The sequence below is a fragment of the Polaromonas sp. genome (assembly GCF_029945895.1).
GTDB lineage: Bacteria > Pseudomonadota > Gammaproteobacteria > Burkholderiales > Burkholderiaceae_C > Polaromonas.
In genome coordinates this window covers 14444-33587 of the sequence record NZ_JAQSDL010000037.1, presented here as the reverse complement: position 1 = coordinate 33587, position 19144 = coordinate 14444, and the positions used below count along the sequence as shown (strand labels likewise).

13 protein-coding genes are annotated in these 19144 nt (G+C 63.8%); all 13 read left to right on the top strand.

All coding sequences use genetic code 11. From position 1 onward, the window contains the following. The first annotated feature begins 1 nt into the window (after position 1). The 13 genes from PSV33_RS04490 (at position 2) to PSV33_RS04430 (ending at position 19143) form a co-directional block, all read left to right on the top strand. Positions 2 to 1933 (top strand): type IV pili methyl-accepting chemotaxis transducer N-terminal domain-containing protein, encoded by a 1932-nt coding sequence (locus PSV33_RS04490; RefSeq protein ID WP_300559198.1) that lies wholly within the window; start codon positions 2 to 4, stop codon positions 1931 to 1933. Positions 1934 to 1942: 9 nt separating this feature from the next. Further along, positions 1943 to 2668 carry a response regulator gene (locus PSV33_RS04485; RefSeq protein WP_300559196.1) on the top strand — a complete coding sequence of 242 codons (726 nt, stop codon included), beginning with the start codon at positions 1943 to 1945 and terminating at the stop codon, positions 2666 to 2668. 160 nt (positions 2669 to 2828) lie between these two features. Then, on the top strand, positions 2829 to 4091 hold the full coding sequence (locus tag PSV33_RS04480) for a nitrate/nitrite transporter (protein ID WP_300559194.1): 1263 nt from the start codon (positions 2829 to 2831) through the stop codon (positions 4089 to 4091). 26 nt (positions 4092 to 4117) lie between these two features. Beyond that, positions 4118 to 5746 carry an antiporter gene (locus PSV33_RS04475; protein ID WP_300559192.1) on the top strand — a complete coding sequence of 543 codons (1629 nt, stop codon included), beginning with the start codon at positions 4118 to 4120 and terminating at the stop codon, positions 5744 to 5746. Between the two features lie 42 nt (positions 5747 to 5788). Next, the gene (locus PSV33_RS04470) at positions 5789 to 9607 is read left to right on the top strand and encodes a nitrate reductase subunit alpha (protein ID WP_300559190.1); all 3819 of its coding nucleotides are present in this window, start codon (positions 5789 to 5791) and stop codon (positions 9605 to 9607) included. Continuing rightward, positions 9604 to 11136 carry a nitrate reductase subunit beta gene (narH, locus tag PSV33_RS04465; protein ID WP_300559187.1) on the top strand — a complete coding sequence of 511 codons (1533 nt, stop codon included), beginning with the start codon at positions 9604 to 9606 and terminating at the stop codon, positions 11134 to 11136. The genes PSV33_RS04470 and narH overlap by 4 nt, the downstream gene beginning before the upstream one ends. 3 nt (positions 11137 to 11139) lie before the next feature. Continuing rightward, positions 11140 to 11847: a nitrate reductase molybdenum cofactor assembly chaperone gene (gene narJ, locus PSV33_RS04460; protein WP_300559185.1), complete on the top strand. Its 708-nt coding sequence runs from the start codon at positions 11140 to 11142 to the stop codon at positions 11845 to 11847. Continuing rightward, positions 11844 to 12566: a respiratory nitrate reductase subunit gamma gene (gene narI, locus PSV33_RS04455; protein ID WP_300559183.1), complete on the top strand. Its 723-nt coding sequence runs from the start codon at positions 11844 to 11846 to the stop codon at positions 12564 to 12566. Before narJ ends, narI begins: the two co-directional genes overlap by 4 nt. Before the next feature lie 42 nt (positions 12567 to 12608). Further along, positions 12609 to 13469: a peptidylprolyl isomerase gene (locus PSV33_RS04450; protein ID WP_300559180.1), complete on the top strand. Its 861-nt coding sequence runs from the start codon at positions 12609 to 12611 to the stop codon at positions 13467 to 13469. Next, positions 13466 to 14158, top strand: coding sequence for a carbonic anhydrase (locus PSV33_RS04445; RefSeq protein ID WP_300559178.1), 693 nt, complete (start codon positions 13466 to 13468; stop codon positions 14156 to 14158). Before PSV33_RS04450 ends, PSV33_RS04445 begins: the two co-directional genes overlap by 4 nt. Continuing rightward, the gene (locus tag PSV33_RS04440; RefSeq protein WP_300559175.1) at positions 14136 to 15404 is read left to right on the top strand and encodes a nitronate monooxygenase family protein; all 1269 of its coding nucleotides are present in this window, start codon (positions 14136 to 14138) and stop codon (positions 15402 to 15404) included. The genes PSV33_RS04445 and PSV33_RS04440 overlap by 23 nt, the downstream gene beginning before the upstream one ends. Continuing rightward, on the top strand, positions 15401 to 17824 hold the full coding sequence (locus PSV33_RS04435) for an adenosylcobalamin-dependent ribonucleoside-diphosphate reductase (RefSeq protein WP_300559173.1): 2424 nt from the start codon (positions 15401 to 15403) through the stop codon (positions 17822 to 17824). The genes PSV33_RS04440 and PSV33_RS04435 overlap by 4 nt, the downstream gene beginning before the upstream one ends. After that, positions 17821 to 19143, top strand: a complete 1323-nt coding sequence (locus PSV33_RS04430; protein ID WP_300559171.1) for an NnrS family protein — start codon at positions 17821 to 17823, stop codon at positions 19141 to 19143. The genes PSV33_RS04435 and PSV33_RS04430 overlap by 4 nt, the downstream gene beginning before the upstream one ends. The last annotated feature ends 1 nt before the right edge of the window (position 19144 follow it).

Sequence of the window (19144 nt, the reverse complement as noted above, 5' to 3'; positions counted from 1 at the left end):
CATGCAGCACACCGCCTCGCTCTCCAAAAAACTCATGCGCATCGGGGTCAGCCTGCTGGTGGTGGCCCTGGTCTCCATCGGGCTGACCCTGTGGGTCACCTGGCAGCTCGAAGGCGGCGCCGCAGCCGTCAACGAAGCCGGGCGCATGCGCATGCAGACCTGGCGCCTGGCCAGCGCCGTGCAGGCCGGCGTGGAACGCACCGAGTTGCAGGCGCTGGTGACCCGCTTCGACGAGAGCCTGGCCCTGCTGCGCGAAGGCGACCCTTCCCGGCCGCTGTTCGTGCCCTGGGACGACCAGGTGGGTGCGCGTTTTGCCGATGTCGAGTCCCTGTGGCGTGCCCAGCGTCCGCTGTGGCTGGCTGAGCCGGCGGCGCCGGCACAGGACCTGATGAAGGCCGGGGCTGCGTTTGTGGACGCCAGCGACCGGCTGGTGCTGGCGATCGAGCAGCACCTGTCCCGGCTGACCGCCGTCCTGAACCTGTTCCAGTTGCTGATGATGTTGCTGGCTATCGGCGGGGCGGTCATCATGCTTTTCACCGGTTACATGTACGTGATCAACCCGCTGGCACAGCTCAGGCTGGGCTTGCGCAAGCTGGAGTCCGGGGATTTCAGGACACGCATCGAGGTCGACACCGTGGACGAGTTCGGCCAGGTGGCGGCCGGCTTCAACCACATGACGGCGACCCTGCAGTCGCTGTATGAAGGGCTGGAGGCCAAGGTCGAGGCCAAGACGCGGCGCATCGAGGCGCAACGCGCGCGGCTGGAGGCGCTGTACAAGGTCAGCGCCTTTCTGGCCCAGGCCGGCAGCATTGACGAGCTGGCACGCGGTTTTGCCCAGCGCGTGCGCGCCGTGATGAAGGCCGACGCCGCCGCAGTGCGCTGGTCCGATGATGCCAACCAGCGGTACCTGATGCTGGCTTCCGACTGTTTCCCGCAGGAGCTGGTGGAAGAAGAGCGCAGCCTGCTCGCGGGCGCGTGCGCCTGCGGCAACCTGCGGCCGGACGCGCGCACCCGCGTGATTCCCATCCTCAGCCACGACGAAGCGCCGGTGCGCCACTGCGCCAAGGCGGGCTACGAAAGTGTCGTCACCGTGCCGATACGCCTGCAGCAGCGCCTGCTCGGCGAGTTCAATCTGTTCTTTCGCACCACGGTCATGCTCAGTGCGGATGAAATTGAATTGCTGGACGCGTTAGCCAGCCATCTGGCCAGTTCGCTGGAAGGTCTGCGCGCCGACGCCCTGGACCGGGAGGCGGCCGTGGCGGAGGAGCGGGCGCTGCTGGCGCGCAACCTGCATGACTCGATTGCCCAATCCCTGGCCTTCCTCAAGATCCAGGTGCAGTTGCTGCGGGCAGCCGTGCAGAAAGGGCAGCCGGTGCAGGTGCAGGGTGCGCTCGATGAACTGGACGTCGGGCTGCGCGAAAGCATCAGCGATGTCCGGGAGCTGCTGGTGCATTTCCGCACCCGAACCAATACCGACGACATCGAGCAGGCCCTGCAGGAAACCCTGCAGAAGTTCCAGAGCCAGACGGGTTTGGCGGCCCAGCTGCAGGTCCACGGCCAGGGTCTGCCCCTGCCTTCGGACGTGCAGGTGCAGGTGCTGCATGTGCTCCAGGAAGCGCTGTCCAATGTACGAAAACACGCGGGCGCCATGCAGGTCGGCCTGGAGGTGAACAAGGGTGTGCGCTGGCGTTTTGTGGTGCACGACAACGGCGCCGGCTTCGACACCGGCAAGCACCCCGGACAGTCCCATGTCGGCCTGAACATCATGCGCGAGCGCGCAGGACGCATAGGCGCCGAGGTCGAGATTGTTTCCACGGCCGGCGAGGGAACCACCGTGACACTGACGCTGCCGCCGCATCCGGAGGTCAGCGGCACCGTCGCTGCCAGGTCTTCGGGGTTTGCGGCCGCGACCGCCGGTGCGCACGGTGACTGAGGACCAGACATGACGATGCCCATTGCCCTGCTGGTGGTCGATGACCATACCCTGTTTCGCCGCGGTCTCGTCGCGCTGCTCTCGCAGGACGGACGTTTCACGGTGGCGGGCGAGGCCGGCGACATCGGCGAGGCGCTGCGCTGCGTGAAGCGCAGCAAGCCGGATCTGATCCTGCTGGACAACCACCTGCCGGGTGTTCTGGGCGTGGACGGCATCGCGACGCTCAAGGAGGCGGCACCTGGCACCCGCATCCTGATGTTGACGGTGAGTGAGAACGAGGACGACCTGTCTGCAGCGCTGCAGGCCGGCGCCGACGGTTACCTGCTGAAAACCGTGGAGCTGGACAGCCTGTCGGAGTCCATCATCAAGGTGCTGGAGGGGGAGTCGGTGGTCAGCCCGGAAATGATGACCAAGCTGGTGGCCGCTTTCCGTTCCAAGTCTCCGCCGACCGCCAATGGCGATGTCGCGGCGGGCAATGGCGACCGCAACGGCGACCGTCATGGGGACGCTCCGTTGCCGGGCCTGCAGGCTGATTCGGCCATCGCGCTGCTGTCGGCGCGCGAGCGTGAGGTGCTGGCGCTGATCGCGCGCGGCGACAGCAACAAGGTGATTGCCCGCAAGCTCGACATCGCGGAGACGACAGTGAAGATTCACGTCCAGCACATTCTGCGCAAGCTGCAGCTCACCTCCAGGGTGCAGGCGGCCGTATACGCGGCTGGCCGGGAGATGGGTTGACAAAGATCAAGTCCGGGGCAGCTTGACCCGGCCCTAGTTCTTCAGAACGATGGCGGCGCTGGCCGCCAGCGCTTTTCCGGCCCTGTCACCACGTTCGAAAGGAGGATATTCAAGACGGGGGGAAAGGCCGACAGTCATGCCATGTGTCTGGAGAAACAACATGGCCTCTGAACTGGGCAATTCAAGAAAAGCATGGTCGGTGCTGATTGTCAGCACGCTGGCGTTCACCGTCTGCTTCATGGTCTGGATGATGTTCGGCGTGATCGGCATCCCGATCAAGAAGATGCTCAATCTCAACGCCACCGAGTTCGGCCTGCTCGCGGCCACGCCGGTGCTGACGGGCTCCCTGATCCGCGTCCCGCTGGGCATCTGGACCGATCGCTACGGTGGCCGCATCGTCATGACGATCCTCATGGCCATCACCGTGCCCGCGATCTGGCTCATGAGTTACGCGACGGTCTACTGGCACTTTCTGGTGATCGGCCTGTTTGTCGGCCTGGCCGGTGGCTCCTTCTCGGTGGGTACGCCCTACGTGGCGCGCTGGTTCCCGAAAAGCCGCCAGGGCATGGCGATGGGTGTGTACGGCGCCGGCAACTCGGGTGCCGCCGTCAACAAGTTTGTGGCACCGGTGCTGCTGGTGGCCTTTGGCTGGGCCATGGTTCCTCAGGTGTACGCGGTCATCATGCTGGCTGCGCTGGTGCTGTTCTGGCTGTTCAGCTACAGCGACCCTTCGCACCTGGTGCCCAGCCATGTCAAGTTCAGCGACCAGCTCAAGGCCCTGAAGGATCCGAAAGTCCTCAAGTATTGCCAGTACTACAGCATCGTGTTCGGTGGTTATGTGGCCCTGTCGCTCTGGATGGTCCAGTACTACGTGGGCGAGTTCGGCCTCGACATCCGCGTGGCAGCGCTGCTGGCGGCGTGTTTCTCGCTGCCCGGTGGCGTGCTGCGCGCCTTCGGCGGCATTCTGTCCGACAAGTACGGCGCGCACAGCGTGACCTGGTGGGTGATGTGGGTGAGCTGGGTCTGCCTGTTCCTGCTCTCCTACCCACAGACCGACTTCACCATTCTCACGGTCAATGGCCCGACGACTTTCCACCTCGGCCTGAACGTCTACACCTTCACCGCGCTGATGTTCATTCTGGGCATTGCCTGGGCCTTCGGCAAGGCCAGTGTCTTCAAGTACATCAGCGACGACTACGGCGCCAACATCGGCGCGATCAGCGGCATTGTCGGGCTGGCCGGTGGTCTGGGCGGCTTTGTGCTGCCCATCATCTTTGGCGGTCTGATGGACCTGACGGGCATCCGCTCCAGCGCCTTCATGTTCATGTACGGCATCGTCTGGGTCTCGCTGATCTGGATGTACTGGACAGAGGTGCGCCGCACTGAAGTCATGGGCAAGAACGCGGCCGGCGCACAGGCCTGAACAAATCCCTTTTTTGAGGAAGCACCATGAATACCCAAACAAGTTCCAGCGCCGACATCACCGACTGGCGTCCCGAAGACGAGCAGTTCTGGGAAAGCACCGGCAAGCGCATTGCCTACCGTAATCTCTGGATCTCCGTGCCCAGCCTGCTGTGCGGTTTTGCCGTCTGGGGCATGTGGGGCATCATCACCGTGCAGATGCTCAACCTGGGTTTTCCTTTCACCCAGGCCGAGCTGTTCACGCTGACGGCCATTGCAGGCCTGGCCGGCGCCACCATGCGCATCCCGGCCTCCTTCCTGATCCGGCTGGCTGGCGGACGCAACACCATCTTCCTGACGACGTCCATGCTGCTGGCGCCGGCCATCGGCACCGGCATCGTGCTGCAGCATCCTGAATGGCCACTGTGGTCCTTCCAGCTGATGGCGCTGTGGTCGGGTGTGGGCGGCGGCAACTTCGCCAGTTCGATGTCCAACATCAGCCCCTTTTTTCCCAAGCGGCTGCAGGGCACGGCGCTCGGCCTCAATGCGGGCCTGGGCAACTTCGGCGTCACCGCCATGCAGGTTGTCATTCCCCTGGTGATGACCGTCGGCATCTTCGGCAGTTTCGGTGGCGAATCGATGACGCTGGTCAAGGACAGCGGCTGGATTCTCGGAAAAATCACGGCCGGTACCCCCACCTGGATCCAGAACGCCGGCTTCGCCTGGCTGCTGTCGCTGGTGCCGCTGTCGGTCATCTGCTTTTTCGGCATGAACAACCTGACCACCGTCTCGCCCGCCATCGGCGGCACGATCCCGGCCTTCCTCAAGATCATCTGGCTGTACACCCTGTCGTTTGTGCCGGCCGGTGTCGGGTTGTACCTCTACCTGCCTAAACCCACGGGGCTGGGCCTGCTCAACATGTGGATCGCCATGCCACTGATTGTGGTCAGCACCCTGATGGTGCTGAAGGTGACGGCCTTCGGCCCGATGAAGGAAGCCATTGCCAAACAGTTTGCAATTTTCAGTAACAAACACACCTGGTCGCTGACGCTGCTCTACATCGTGACCTTCGGTTCCTTCATCGGTTTCTCGATGGCCCTGCCTTTGGCAATCACCGTGATTTTCGGCATCAGCCATGTGCCCGACGCCGCCGGCGTCATGCAGCACACACTGAAAAACCCGAACGCACCATCGGCCCTCACTTTTGCCTGGATAGGCCCGTTTGTCGGCGCACTGATCCGCCCCGTGGGCGGTTGGGTTTCAGACAAGGTCGGCGGCTCCATCGTGACGCAGATCATCTCCGCCATCATGGTGGTGGTTTCCGTGGCCGTGGGTTATGTGATGCTGCTGGCCTACAAGTCGGCCGCACCGGAGCAGTACTTCCTGATCTTCATGGTGCTGTTCGTCGTGCTGTTTGCCGCCAGCGGCATCGGCAACGGCTCCACCTTCCGCACGATTGGCGTCATCTTTGACCGCCAGCAGGCCGGCCCGGTGCTGGGCTGGACCTCGGCCATTGCCGCTTACGGCGCCTTCATCGCCCCGGTGGTAATCGGCGCGCAGATCAAGGCCGGTACACCCGAAAACGCCATGTACGGCTTTGCCATCTTCTACGCCCTGTGCCTGGTGCTGAACTGGTGGTTTTACCTGCGCCGCGGCGCCGAGATCAAAAACCCCTGAGCCGTCGTCGGACCCGCTTTTACCGCTTTAACGGAGAATCAAATGAGTCACTTTCTCGATCGACTGAGCCACTTTTCCAACCCCCGGGAGTCTTTCTCCGGGGCGCATGGCGTCACCACCGCCGAAGACCGGACCTGGGAAGACGCCTACCGCAACCGCTGGGCGCACGACAAGATTGTGCGCAGCACCCATGGCGTGAACTGCACGGGATCGTGTTCGTGGAAGATCTACGTCAAAGGCGGCATCGTCACCTGGGAAACCCAGCAGACCGACTACCCGCGCACGCGCTGGGACATGCCCAACCACGAGCCGCGCGGCTGCTCGCGCGGTGCCAGCTACAGCTGGTATCTGTACAGCGCCAACCGCGTCAAGTACCCCATGGTGCGCGCCCGCCTGCTCAAGCACTGGCGCGAAGCGCGCCTGACGCTGGCGCCGGTCGAGGCCTGGGCGGCCGTGGTGCAGGACGACGCCAAGCGGCGCGACTACCAGAGCGTGCGCGGCCTGGGTGGGTTCGTGCGTTCCAGCTGGGACGAGGTCAACGAGATCATTGCGGCCTCCAACGTCCACACGATCAAGAAACACGGCGCCGACCGCATCATCGGTTTTTCGCCGATCCCGGCGATGTCCATGGTCAGTTATGCCTCCGGCTCGCGCTACCTGTCACTGATCGGCGGCGTGTGCATGAGTTTCTACGACTGGTACTGCGACCTGCCTCCGTCCAGCCCCCAGGTCTGGGGTGAGCAGACCGACGTGCCCGAATCGGCTGACTGGTACAACTCCGGCTTCATCATTGCGTGGGGTTCCAACGTGCCGCAGACGCGCACCCCCGATGCGCACTTCTTCACCGAGGTCCGTTACAAGGGCACCAAGACGGTCGCGATCACGCCCGACTATTCCGAGGTCGCCAAGCTCTCCGACCTGTGGCTGCACCCCAAGCAGGGCACCGATGCTGCAGTTGCCATGGCCATGGGCCACGTGATTCTGAAAGACTTCTACTTCGGTGGCAATGGCAAACCGCGTTCGGCCTACTTCGACCACTACGCGCGCCGCTACACCGATCTGCCCATGCTGGTGATGCTGAAAGAGCACCAGATGGAAAACGGTGAAACCGTCATGGTGCCGGACCGTTATGTACGGGCGTCCGACTTCAACGGCAAGCTGGGCCAGGCGAACAACCCCGAGTGGAAAACCGTGGCTTTCGACGCGCAGGGCAAGGTCGTCCTGCCGCACGGCGCCATCGGCTTTCGCTGGGGTCCGGACGGCCGTGCCGATGCCGGCCAGTGGAACCTGGAGTCCAAGGAGGCGCGCCAGGGTGACGAGGTCACGCTCAAGCTGTCGGTGATGGAAGGTGATGCACCCAGTGCTGACAGCGCCAAGGTCGGTTTTCCGTACTTCGGCGGCATCCACCATGACCATTTCCAGAACAATGAGCAGAGCGATGTGCTGGTGCGTACAGTGCCCGTGCAACGCATTTCACTCGGCAAGGCTGGCGAGGAGCGTTCGGCCCTGGTGGCGACGGTGTTCGACCTGCAGGTCGCGCAGTACGGCATTTCCCGCGGCCTGCCCGGTGAACTGGCTGCCGCCGATTTTGACGACAACACACCTTACACGCCGGCCTGGCAGGAGCAGATCACCGGTGTGCCGCGCGACCAGGTGATCGCCGTCGCACGCCAGTTTGCCGACAATGCCGACAAGACCGAAGGCCGGTCCATGGTCATCATCGGTGCAGGCATGAACCACTGGTACCACAGCGACATGAACTACCGCAGCGTCATCAACATGCTGATGATGTGCGGCTGCATCGGCAAAAGCGGCGGTGGCTGGGCGCACTACGTGGGCCAGGAAAAACTGCGGCCGCAGACCGGCTGGACGCCGCTGGCCTTTGCGCTCGACTGGATCCGTCCACCCCGGCAGATGAACTCCACCAGTTTCTTTTATGCACACACCGACCAGTGGCGCTACGAGAAACTCGGCGTGGACGAAGTGCTGTCGCCGCTGGCCGATAAAAAGCTCTACGGCGGCAGCATGATCGACTACAACGTGCGCGCCGAGCGCATGGGTTGGTTGCCAAGCGCGCCGCAATTGCAGACCCATCCCATGCAGGTCGTCAAGGACGCGCAGGCCGCGGGTCTGGATGCCAAGGACTATGTCGTCCAGTCGCTCAAGGACGGCTCGCTCAAGATGAGCTGCGAGGACCCGGACCATCCGGACAACTGGCCGCGCAACATGTTTGTCTGGCGCTCCAACATCATCGGTTCGTCAGGCAAGGGCCATGAGTATTTCCTCAAACATCTGCTCGGCACGGACAACGGTGTTCAGGGCAAAGACCTCGGCGCAGAGGAAGGCAAACCGGAGGAAGTTGTCTGGCATGACAAGGCGCCCGAGGGCAAACTGGATCTGCTGGTCACGCTCGACTTCCGCATGAGCACGACCTGCCTGTACTCCGACATTGTGTTGCCGACGGCGACCTGGTACGAGAAGAACGACCTCAACACCAGCGACATGCACCCCTTCATCCATCCGCTGTCGACCGCGGTGGACCCGGTCTGGCAATCGAAAAGCGACTGGGAAATCTACAAGGGCTTCGCGAAAAAATTCAGCGAGCTGTGCGAAGGCCATCTCGGCGTCGAGAAGGAAATGGTGCTGACGCCGGTGATGCACGACACCCCGGGTGAGCTGGCCCAGCCTTTTGAAGTCAAGGACTGGAAGCGTGGCGAGTGCGAACTGGTGCCCGGCAAGACGGCGCCGCAGATGCAGGTGGTCGAACGCGACTATCCCAATGTCTACAAACGTTTCACGGCCGTCGGCCCGCTGCTCAACAAGATCGGCAATGGCGGCAAGGGTATTTCGTGGAACACCGAAACCGAGGTGAAGCAGCTCGGTCAGCTCAACGGTCTGGTGACCGAGCCCGGTGTGACCCAGGGCATGCCGCGCATCAACAGTGACATCGACGCCTGCGAGATGGTGCTGCAGCTGGCCCCTGAAACCAACGGCCATGTGGCGGTCAAGGCCTGGGCGGCACTGGGCAAGCAGACCGGCCGCGAGCACACGCACCTGGCGCTGCACCGCGAGGACGAGAAGATACGCTTTCGCGACATCCAGGCGCAACCACGCAAGATCATCAGCTCGCCGACCTGGAGTGGCATTGAATCGGAAACCGTGTCCTACAACGCGGGCTACACCAATGTGCATGAATTGATCCCATGGCGCACCCTCACCGGCCGCCAGCAGTTCTACCAGGACCACCCGTGGATGCTGGCTTTCGGCGAAGGCCTGGCCAGTTACCGGCCGCCGGTGAACCTGAAGGCTACGGCTGGGGTGCACGGGATCCGTACCAACGGCAACACCGAGATACTGCTGAACTTCATCACGCCGCACCAGAAGTGGGGCATTCACTCGACCTACACCGACAACCTGTTGATGCTGACGCTGAGCCGGGGCGGACCCATCATCTGGCTCAGTGAAGACGACGCGAAGTTGATCGGCGTGGAGGACAACGACTGGATCGAGGCCTACAACGTCAACGGCGCGATTGCCGCGCGGGCTGTCGTCAGCCAGCGCGTCAAGCCCGGCATGGTGATGATGTACCACGCTCAGGAAAAAATCGTCAACACCCCGGGCTCGGAGATCACCGGCCAGCGTGGCGGCATCCACAACTCGGTGACACGCATCGTGCTGAAGCCGACCCACATGATCGGCGGCTACGCGCAGCTTTCCTACGGCTTCAACTACTACGGAACCATAGGCACCAACCGTGACGAGTTCGTGGTGGTGCGCAAGATGGACAAAGTGGACTGGCTGGATACGCCGCGCGATGACGACAAGGCGTTTGCCGTGCAACAAATGGGAGAAGCAGCATGAAGGTACGCGCACAAATCGGCATGGTGCTGAACCTGGACAAGTGCATCGGCTGTCACACCTGTTCGGTCACCTGCAAAAACGTCTGGACCAGCCGGCCCGGCATGGAATACGCCTGGTTCAACAACGTCGAAACCAAGCCCGGCATCGGTTATCCCAAGGAATGGGAAAACCAGGATAAATGGAACGGCGGCTGGGTGCGCAAGGCCGACGGTTCGATCGAGCCACGCCAGGGCGGCAAGTGGAAGCTGCTGATGCGCATCTTCTCCAACCCGAACATGCCGCAGATTGACGACTATTACGAACCTTTCACCTTCGACTACGACCATTTGCAGTCGGCGCCGGAGATGAAGGCCACGCCGACGGCGCGGCCGCGCAGCCTGATCACCGGCAAGCGCATGGAGAAGATTGAATGGGGCCCGAACTGGGAAGAAATCCTTGGCGGCGAATTCTCCAAGCGCAGCAAGGACGCCAATCTGGCGAACTTCGACCAGGTCCAGAAAGACATGGTGGGCCAGTTCGAAAACACCTTCATGATGTATTTGCCACGCCTGTGCGAGCATTGCCTGAACCCGGCCTGCGTGGCGTCCTGCCCGTCGGGCTCGATCTACAAGCGCGAGGAAGACGGCATCGTGCTGATTGACCAGGACAAGTGCCGCGGTTGGCGCATGTGTGTCTCAGGCTGCCCCTACAAAAAGATTTATTACAACTGGAAGAGCGGCAAGGCCGAAAAATGCACCTTCTGTTATCCGCGCATTGAAGCCGGCCAGCCCACAGTCTGCAGCGAAACCTGCGTCGGGCGCATCCGCTACCTCGGTGTGGTGCTGTATGACGCTGACCGCATCCAGGAAGCGGCCAGTGTGGAAGACGACAAAGACCTGTACCAGGCCCAGCTCGACATCTTCCTGGACCCGAACGATCCGAAAGTGATTGAACAGGCGCGCAAGGACGGCATTCCCGAAGCCTGGCTGGAAGGCGCGCGCCGCAGTCCGGTCTACAAGATGGCGGTGGAGTGGAAGGTGGCATTGCCGCTGCACCCCGAATACCGCACGCTGCCCATGGTCTGGTATGTGCCGCCGCTGTCGCCCATCACCTCGGCGGCGAACGCCGGCCAGATCGGCGTCAATGGCGAGTTGCCCGACATCGCCCAGATGCGCATTCCCTTGCAGTATCTGGCCAATCTGCTGACTGCCGGCGACACGGCACCGGTGATTCGTTCGCTTCAGCGCATGCTGGCGATGCGGTCCTACCAGCGCAGCAAACATGTGGACCAGGTGCAGAACCTGGCGGTGCTGGAGCAGGCCGGTCTGACCGTGGCCGAGGTCGAGGAGATGTACCACATCATGGCGATCGCCAACTACGAAGACCGCTTCGTGATCCCGACCACCCACCGCGAATACGCCGAGAACGCCTTCGACATGCGCGGAGGCTGCGGCTTCACCTTCGGCAACGGCTGCTCCGACGGCGCCAGCGACGTCAGTCTGTTCGGCGGCAACAAGAAACGCACTATTCCCATCAAGGTGGAGGTCTGAACCATGGCACTTTTCAACAACACCCCCGCTGTGGCTTCAAGGAGCCTGCGTGTGCTGGCCCGGCTGCTGGGTTACCCCGACGCCGAGCTGCGCAGCCATCTGGACGCGCTGCGCGAGGCCCTGTACGAAGAGCGTGCCGTGGAGCCGCAAAGGCTGGCCGAGCTGAACGCCCTGATCGACGCACTTGCGCTCGCGCCTGCGCTTGAGACCGAGGCCGCTTATGTCGAGTTGTTCGACCGGGGCCGCGCTACCTCGCTGCACCTGTTCGAGCACGTGCACGGCGATTCGCGCGATCGCGGCCCGGCCATGATCGATCTGGCGCAGACCTATGAGAAGGCGGGCATGTACCTGGCCGAAGGCGAGATGCCGGACTTCCTGCCGGTGGTGCTCGAATTCACCTCGACCCAGCCGCCGCGCGAGGCGCGCGAGTTTCTGGCCGAAATGGCGCACATTTTCAATGCGATTTTCGCGGCGCTGCAGCAGCGCGAAAGTGCCTACGCCTCTGTACTTGGTGCCTTGCTGGAACTGGCCGGGGAGAAGGCCCAACCGGTACAGATTGCTGCGGAAGAACCTATTGACGCGGTCTGGGAAGAGCCAGTTGTCTTTGACGGATGTTCCTCCAAAGGCCAGGCCAGGCCGGACCAGCCGCAACCGATTCACATCGTGCCGCACGTGCGCAAGGCACGCCCCAACCAAGGAGTACAAGCATGAGCCCCGGACTTCACGGATTTCTTTTTGGGGTCTACCCCTACATCTGCCTGACCGTGTTCCTGCTCGGCAGCCTGATCCGCTTCGACCGCGACCAGTACACCTGGAAAAGCGACTCCTCGCAGCTGCTGCGCACCGGCCTGCTGCGCTGGGGCAGCAACCTGTTCCACGTGGGCATCCTGTTCCTGTTCTTCGGCCATCTGGTCGGCCTGCTGACACCCCACGCCGTGTATGGTTTTTTCATGGACGCCGCCACCAAGCAGCGCATGGCGATCTTCGCGGGAGGCATTGCCGGCGTCATCTGTTTCATTGGCCTGTCGATGCTGATCTACCGACGCATGTTCGACCCGCGCATCCGCTACACCAGCCACAAGACCGATCTGGCGATTTTGCTGATCCTGTGGACGCAGCTGGTGGTGGGCCTGATCACCTTGCCGTACTCGTGGGGACACGCCGATGGCAGCGTGATGCTGATCCTGGCCGAGTGGGCGCAGCGCATTCTCACCCTGCGCGAGGTGGACTCTGCCGCTCTTGCCGTTCTGCCCTGGCCTTACCGTTTCCATATCGTGTTCGGCATGACCATCTTCCTGCTGTTCCCGTTCAGCCGCCTGGTGCATGTGTGGAGCGGCTTCGGATCTGTCGCTTACATCTTCCGGCCCTACCAGGTGGTGCGCAGCCGCCGGCTTGGCGTTCCCGGGGCCAAGTCGCCCGGTGGCCGTTAAGTCGCGCACCCATCAAGCAATGCAAGAAAAGAGGCTCCCTTCATGACTACCCAGACGCTTTCTTCACCCCCTGCAGCCCAAGGCTGCGGCAGCGGTTCCTGCCAGTGCGGTCCTGCAGCCGCCGCGCCGGTTGCGCCCACTGCGTGCGTCAACGGCATCGCGCTGCATGCGAGCGGGCAGCGTCCGGACACGGCGACGCTGCGCGAGCTGGCCTACACCGAACTGCTGCGCCAGCAGGCGGTGTCGCAAGGCCTGCTGCCGCGCCACACTGGCCTGACCACCCCGGAACTGGGTCAGGCTGAACGCGAGATCATCGAAGCCATGGTCGACCGGCAGGTGGTCAGTCCCCAGCCGGGCGACGACGAGGGCCGGCGTTACTACGAGGCCCACAAGGCGCAGTTTCTGGTGGGCCAGGCGCTGCATGTGCGGCACATCCTGTTTGCCGTCACCCCCGGTGTCAATGTCCAGGCACTTACCGTGCATGCCGAACGTGCCTTGCTGGAGCTCTCGCACAAGGGGGTGTCCCCGGAGCGGTTTGCCCAGTTGGCTGCGGAACTGTCCAACTGCCCGAGCAGCGCGCAGGGCGGCGACCTTGGCTGGATCACACCGGACGACTGCGCGCCCGAACTGGCTACGGAACTGTTTCACCTCCAGCATGCGCAAACCGGCACCGGCGTGCATCCACGACTGTTTCATACGCGTTTCGGCTTTCACATCATCGACGTGCTGGAGCGCCGCAAAGGCACACAGCCCGCCTATGAGGAAGTGCGCGAGCGTATTGCGGCCCTGCTGACCATGCAGTCGCGTGCCCGGGCCCTGCACCAGTACATGAGCCTGCTGGTGGGGGAGGCGGAAATCGAAGGCATTGCCCTGGAAGGGGCTGATTCGCCGTTGGTCCAATGACCGAGGACGTTGCAAGCGCGGACGAGTTGCTGCTTCGCTTGCGGCGTTTTCATTCCGACTATTTCCCGCTGCACCAGCAGCGCTTCCAGGACCTGGTGGCGCAGGGGCAGCACCCCAAGACCCTGTTCATCGGCTGCTCGGATTCACGGGTGGTGCCCTACTTGCTGACCGGCGCCGGCCCGGGTGAGCTTTTCATCGTGCGAAACGTGGGGGCCTTCGTTCCGCCGTACGACGGTTCGCACGGATTGCACGGCACCACCGCAGCGATCGAGTTCGCGGTGCTCAGCCTGCATGTGGAGCGCATCATTGTCTGCGGCCACAGCCACTGCGGTGCCATCCGCGCAGCCTATGAAGGCGTGCCCGAGGAAGCCGTGGCGCTGCAGGCCTGGCTCAAGCTCGCCAGCGAAGCCCTGCTGCCGGTCCAGTCCAGCCCCGAAGCCCTGCGCCGCACCGAACAACGCATTGTGGTGCTGCAGCTCGAGCGTCTGATGGACTACCCCATGGTGCGTCGTGAGGTCGAGAAGGGTGCCTTGACGCTGCACGGCTGGCATTACGTGATTGAGGACGGCGAAATCCACATCTTTGATGTACGGCAAGGAAGTTTTGTGCCGGCTGCGATAGCCTCCAACAGCGGCACGGGACCGTACCAACCTTATGTGGAATACGATGGACAAATCATTAGCGACTGACCTGGCCACCCAGGCAAGTGTCGACTCGGCGGGCGCCGCCGCGATACTGCAGACACTGGCCCGTGACTCGGGCCTGCGGCCCTGGCGGCTGGGCGGCAGAAGCCTGGTTCCGGTGGTGCAGGGCGGCATGGGCGTGTGTGTGTCAGCCGGTGGCCTGGCCGGCGCGGTGGCCAGCCTGGACGGGGTGGGCACGGTGTCTTCCGTGGACTTGCGCCGCCTGCATCCGGACCTGATGGCCAAAACCGGTCACCTGGACAAGGAGCCCGATGCAAAAGCCGTGATCAATGCGGCCAACCTCGACGCGCTGGACCGCGAAATACGCAAGGCTCGCCAGCTGGCGCAGGGCCGCGGACTGATTGCGGTCAACATCATGAAGGCACTCGGCGCCTATGAAGACTATGTGCGCCAGGCGCTGGCCAGCGGCGCCGATGCGCTGGTGGTCGGTGCGGGCCTGCCGCTGGATTTGCCGGAGCTGGCGCGAGACTATCCCCAGGTCGCGCTGATCCCCATCCTGTCGGATGCCCGGGGCGTGCAATTGCTGGTGCGCAAGTGGCAAAAAAAAGGCCGCCTGCCAGATGCCATCGTGATCGAGCACCCGGGTCTTGCGGGCGGTCACCTGGGCGCGGCGAAGGTCGCGGACCTGCATGATCCGCGCTTCGATTTCGAGGTGGTCATCCCGCAGGTGCTGGAATTCTTCAAGACGGCGGGCATCGAACGTGAGATTCCGCTGATTGCCGCCGGCGGCATCAATTGCCGGGATGACATCCTGCGCCTGCAGGCCCTCGGTGCTTCGGCGGTGCAGCTGGGCACGGCGTTTGCCGTCACCCAGGAGTGTGATGCCGATCCTGCCTTCAAGAAGGTACTGGCCGAAGCCAGGCCGGAAGACATGGTGGAGTTCATCAGTGTGGCCGGTCTGCCGGCGCGCGCGGTGCGCACGCCCTGGCTGGACAAGTACATCCGGCTCGAACCCAAACTCCAGGCGGCGGCCCATGTCAAGACCAAATGCAACATGTCGTTTGACTGCCTCGCCCACTGCGGCCTGCGCGACGGCGTGGCCAGCATGGGCCAGTTCTGCATCGACCAGCAGCTTGGCCACGCGTTTGACGGCAATAGGCACAAAGGCCTTTTCTTCCGTGGTGCCGCCCGTCTGCCGTTTGGCGACCAGATCCGTTCGGTGCAAGAATTGATGCAGTGGCTGCTCGGCGGAATCCGGCCGGTAGCGCCCATCGCAGGAGCACAAGCATGAAACGCGATCAGTTTGGCCGGCCTCAGGACCTGACGGCCACCCAGCCCATCAGTCACGACGTGCTGAAGGAGAAATATCTCAAGCCCGGTGAGTCGGGTGTGGAAGACCTGTACCGGCGCGTGGCGCGGGCCCTGGCCTCGGTCGAGCCCGAAGCGGAGCGCGCAAAACACGAGGCACTTTTCCTCGAGAACCTGCACGCTGGTGCCATAGGCGCAGGCCGCATCATGAGTGCGGCCGGCACGGCCATCCAGGCGACCCTCATCAACTGCTTTGTGCAGCCTGTGGGCGACTGCATCCAGGGTGTGGATGACGGCGGTTATCCCGGCATCTATGAAGCCCTGCGCGAGGCGGCCGAAACCATGCGCCGCGGCGGCGGCGTGGGGTACGATTTTTCACGTATCCGGCCGCGCGGCGCGGAGGTCAAGGCGACAGCGTCCATGGCCTCCGGTCCGTGCAGCTACATCAACGTCTTTGACCAGTCCTGCTCCACGGTGGAGAGTGCGGGTTCACGGCGCGGCGCGCAGATGGGTGTGCTGCGCATCGACCATCCGGACGTGCACGAGTTCATCACCGCCAAGCGCACGCCCGGACGCTGGAATAACTTCAATGTGTCGGTCGGCATGCCGGATGCGTTCATGCACGCCCTGGCCGAAGACCAGCCCTGGGAACTGGTACACAAGGCCAAACCCGGCGCGCCCTTGATTGCGCAGGGCGCGTTCCAGCGCGCCGACGGCCTGTGGGTCTACCAGACGGTGGCCGCGCGCGAGTTGTGGGACACCGTGATGCACTCGGCCTACGATTTTGCCGAGCCAGGCATCCTGTTTCTGGACCACATCAACCAGGACAACAACCTGCGTTATTGCGAGGACATTGCGGCGACCAATCCCTGCGGCGAACAACCGTTGCCGCCTTACGGCTGCTGCGACCTCGGGCCCATCATCCTCACGCGTTTTGTGCGGCATCCTTTCGGCTTCAATGGCGAGCCGGGCTTCGATTTCGAGGCGTTTGCGAAATCGGTGACCACCCAGGTGCGTGCGCTCGACAACGTGTTGGACGTGACCTTCTGGCCGTTGCCGCAGCAGCAGGCCGAGTCGGCCGCCAAGCGCCGCATCGGCGTCGGTTTCACCGGCCTGGGCAACGCGCTGGCCATGTTGCGTCTGCGTTACGACGCGCCCGAGGGGCGCGAGATGGCGGCGCGTATCGCTGTCGCCATGCGTGATGCGGCTTATGCTGCCTCGGTAGCGCTGGCGAAAGAAAAGGGCGCGTTTCCGAAGTTCGACGCCGACGGTTATCTCGCCGTGGGCACCTTTGCCAGCCGCTTGCCGGTCGCCCTGCAGCAGTCCATCCGTGCCAACGGCATCCGCAACAGCCACCTGCTGTCGATTGCACCGACAGGCACGGTCAGCCTGGCATTTGCCGACAACGCTTCCAACGGCATCGAGCCGCCGTTTTCCTGGATGTACCGGCGCAAGAAACGCGAGTCCGACGGCAGCACCACCGACTACGCGGTGGAAGACCATGCCTGGCGCCTGTACCGCGAGCTCGGCGGGGACGTGGACAAACTGCCTGCTTACTTTGTGTCGGCGCTCGAGATGTCGGCCGACAGCCACATTGGCATGATGGAAGCGGTGCAACCCTTTGTGGACACGGCGATCTCCAAAACCGTCAACGTGCCGGCCGACTACGCCTACGAGGACTTCAAGAGCCTGTACCAGCAGGCCTGGCGTGCGAAGCTCAAGGGCCTGGCCACCTACCGGCCCAATGCGATTCTGGGTTCGGTGCTGGAAACGCATGCTCCGGCCACTGCGCCGGCCGCGGCGGTGCCCATGGATCCCATGCGCACGGTGATCGAGAGCCGTCCCAAGGGCGCCTTGTCCGCCGTTGCCGAAAAGGTGGATTACTGGACCCAGGAGGGGCACAAGACGCTGTACATCGTGGTGTCTTTCCTGCCCGTGCCATCGGCCAGCGGCGAGGGTACGGTTGAACGTGCCATCGAGTTTTTCATGCCGGTAGGCCAAAGCGGTGAGTCGCAGCAGTGGATCACCTCCAGCATGCGCATGTTGTCGCTGGCGGCGCGCGGCGGCTTCCTCGAACGTGCGCTCAGCGACATGCGCAAGGTGGCCTGGGACCGTGGCCCGGTGCGGCTCGGCACCTATGAGAAGGCCGACGGCACCCGTGTGCCGCTGTGGCACGACTCGGAAGTTGCGGCCATTGCCTATGCGGTGCAGAACATCATTGCGCGGCGCGCCCACCAGGGCGTTGCCGGCGCAGCACCTGTGCTGGAGCCCCAGATCGACATGGCGCTGGCGCCGCCGGTGATGGCGGGCAAGAAGTGCAGCGAATGCGGCGCCCACGCGGTGATTCGCAAGGACGGCTGCGACTACTGCACCCAGTGCGGCCACCTGGGCGTTTGCGGATGAGTGAGCGCCCGGTCATCGCCCTGCGGGCGCGGCCGGGCAAACCCACGGCCAGCGAGCGGGCCAGGGTGGACCGCCGCTGGCGCGCCCGCCATCTGCTACTGGCGCCGCACCGGCTGGGGTTTTTCCTGGCCATGGTGGTGCTGGTGGCGGCAGGCAGCTGGTGGGCGCTGGTGCAGCTGGACCGTGTCAGTCCCGTGCTGAGCCTGCCGTATGCGGTGTCACCCTCGCTGGCCCATGGCGCGGTCATGACCTTTGGCTTCATTGCGCTTTTCTTCTCGGGCTTCCTGTTCACGGCCGGGCCCAAATGGCTGGGCGTGGAGCCGCTGGTGCCCCGCCAGCTTCGCGTGCCATTGCTGCTGCAGGCAACCGGCTGGCTGTTGTGCCTGGCTGGTGCGCACCTGCATGGCCTGACGGCACTGGCCGGGCTGGCGCTGGCCTGCGCAGGTCTGGCGTGGATCACGGCGCTGTTCTGGGGGCTGATCCGGCGCAGCCGGGCTGAGGACCAGGTGCATGCGCGCACGGTGGGTGTCGCCTGCATCGTGGGCTGCCTGAGCCTGGCTGGCGTGGCGTTCAGTCTGCTGCTGGGGGCGCCCGACGTGGCGCGCGCCTGTGTGCTCACCGGCTTGTGGGGGTTTGTGGTGGTGGTTTACGTTTCAGTGGCGCACCGCATGATTCCGTTTTTTACCTCGAGTGCCCTGCCGCGCATGGACGCCTGGCGCCCGTTCTGGGTGTTGTGGCTGATGCTGGCCGTCGCAGCGGCCGAGGTCGTGGCCGTGTGGGTCGAGCTGGACGGTCCGCTGCAAGGCACGGCGGGCACGGTCTGGATGGCGGCGCGCGGTGCTTTCGAGCTGGCCGCGGGCGGCGTGCTGCTCTGGCTCGCTGTGGTCTGGGGGCTGCTGCAAAGCCTCAAAAACCGTTTGTTGGCCATGCTGCATATTGGTTTTCTCTGGCTCGGCCTGGCGCTGGTGCTCGGGGGGCTCTCGCAGTGGCTGGGCCTTCTGCAGGATGCGCCGGTGCTTGCCCTCGGATCGCTGCATGCGCTGACCATGGGTTGCCTGGCCTCGCTGATGCTGGCCATGGTCACCCGGGTGTCCTGTGGCCACAGTGGTCGCGCGCTGGTGGCCGACAACCTGATCTGGACGCTGTTCTGGCTGCTGCAGGCCGCGACCTTGCTGCGCATCATGGCTGCCGCGCAAACAGTACTTGCGGGCTGGCTGCTGCTGGCGGCCGCCCTGGTGTGGACCGGCGTCATGGGGGTGTGGGGTGTGCGGCTGGGCAACTGGTATGGCCGTCTTCGTGCTGACGCACGGCCCGGATGAG

Coding starts and splice junctions, on each gene's coding strand:
- PSV33_RS04450 (WP_300559180.1), top strand. CDS start 12,609: ATGACTACCCAGACGCTTTCTTCACCCCCTGCAGCCCAAGGCTGCGGC.
- narJ (WP_300559185.1), top strand. CDS start 11,140: ATGGCACTTTTCAACAACACCCCCGCTGTGGCTTCAAGGAGCCTGCGT.
- PSV33_RS04440 (WP_300559175.1), top strand. CDS start 14,136: ATGGACAAATCATTAGCGACTGACCTGGCCACCCAGGCAAGTGTCGAC.
- PSV33_RS04485 (WP_300559196.1), top strand. CDS start 1,943: ATGACGATGCCCATTGCCCTGCTGGTGGTCGATGACCATACCCTGTTT.
- narH (WP_300559187.1), top strand. CDS start 9,604: ATGAAGGTACGCGCACAAATCGGCATGGTGCTGAACCTGGACAAGTGC.
- PSV33_RS04490 (WP_300559198.1), top strand. CDS start 2: ATGCAGCACACCGCCTCGCTCTCCAAAAAACTCATGCGCATCGGGGTC.
- PSV33_RS04470 (WP_300559190.1), top strand. CDS start 5,789: ATGAGTCACTTTCTCGATCGACTGAGCCACTTTTCCAACCCCCGGGAG.
- PSV33_RS04435 (WP_300559173.1), top strand. CDS start 15,401: ATGAAACGCGATCAGTTTGGCCGGCCTCAGGACCTGACGGCCACCCAG.
- PSV33_RS04430 (WP_300559171.1), top strand. CDS start 17,821: ATGAGTGAGCGCCCGGTCATCGCCCTGCGGGCGCGGCCGGGCAAACCC.
- PSV33_RS04475 (WP_300559192.1), top strand. CDS start 4,118: ATGAATACCCAAACAAGTTCCAGCGCCGACATCACCGACTGGCGTCCC.
- PSV33_RS04445 (WP_300559178.1), top strand. CDS start 13,466: ATGACCGAGGACGTTGCAAGCGCGGACGAGTTGCTGCTTCGCTTGCGG.
- PSV33_RS04480 (WP_300559194.1), top strand. CDS start 2,829: ATGGCCTCTGAACTGGGCAATTCAAGAAAAGCATGGTCGGTGCTGATT.
- narI (WP_300559183.1), top strand. CDS start 11,844: ATGAGCCCCGGACTTCACGGATTTCTTTTTGGGGTCTACCCCTACATC.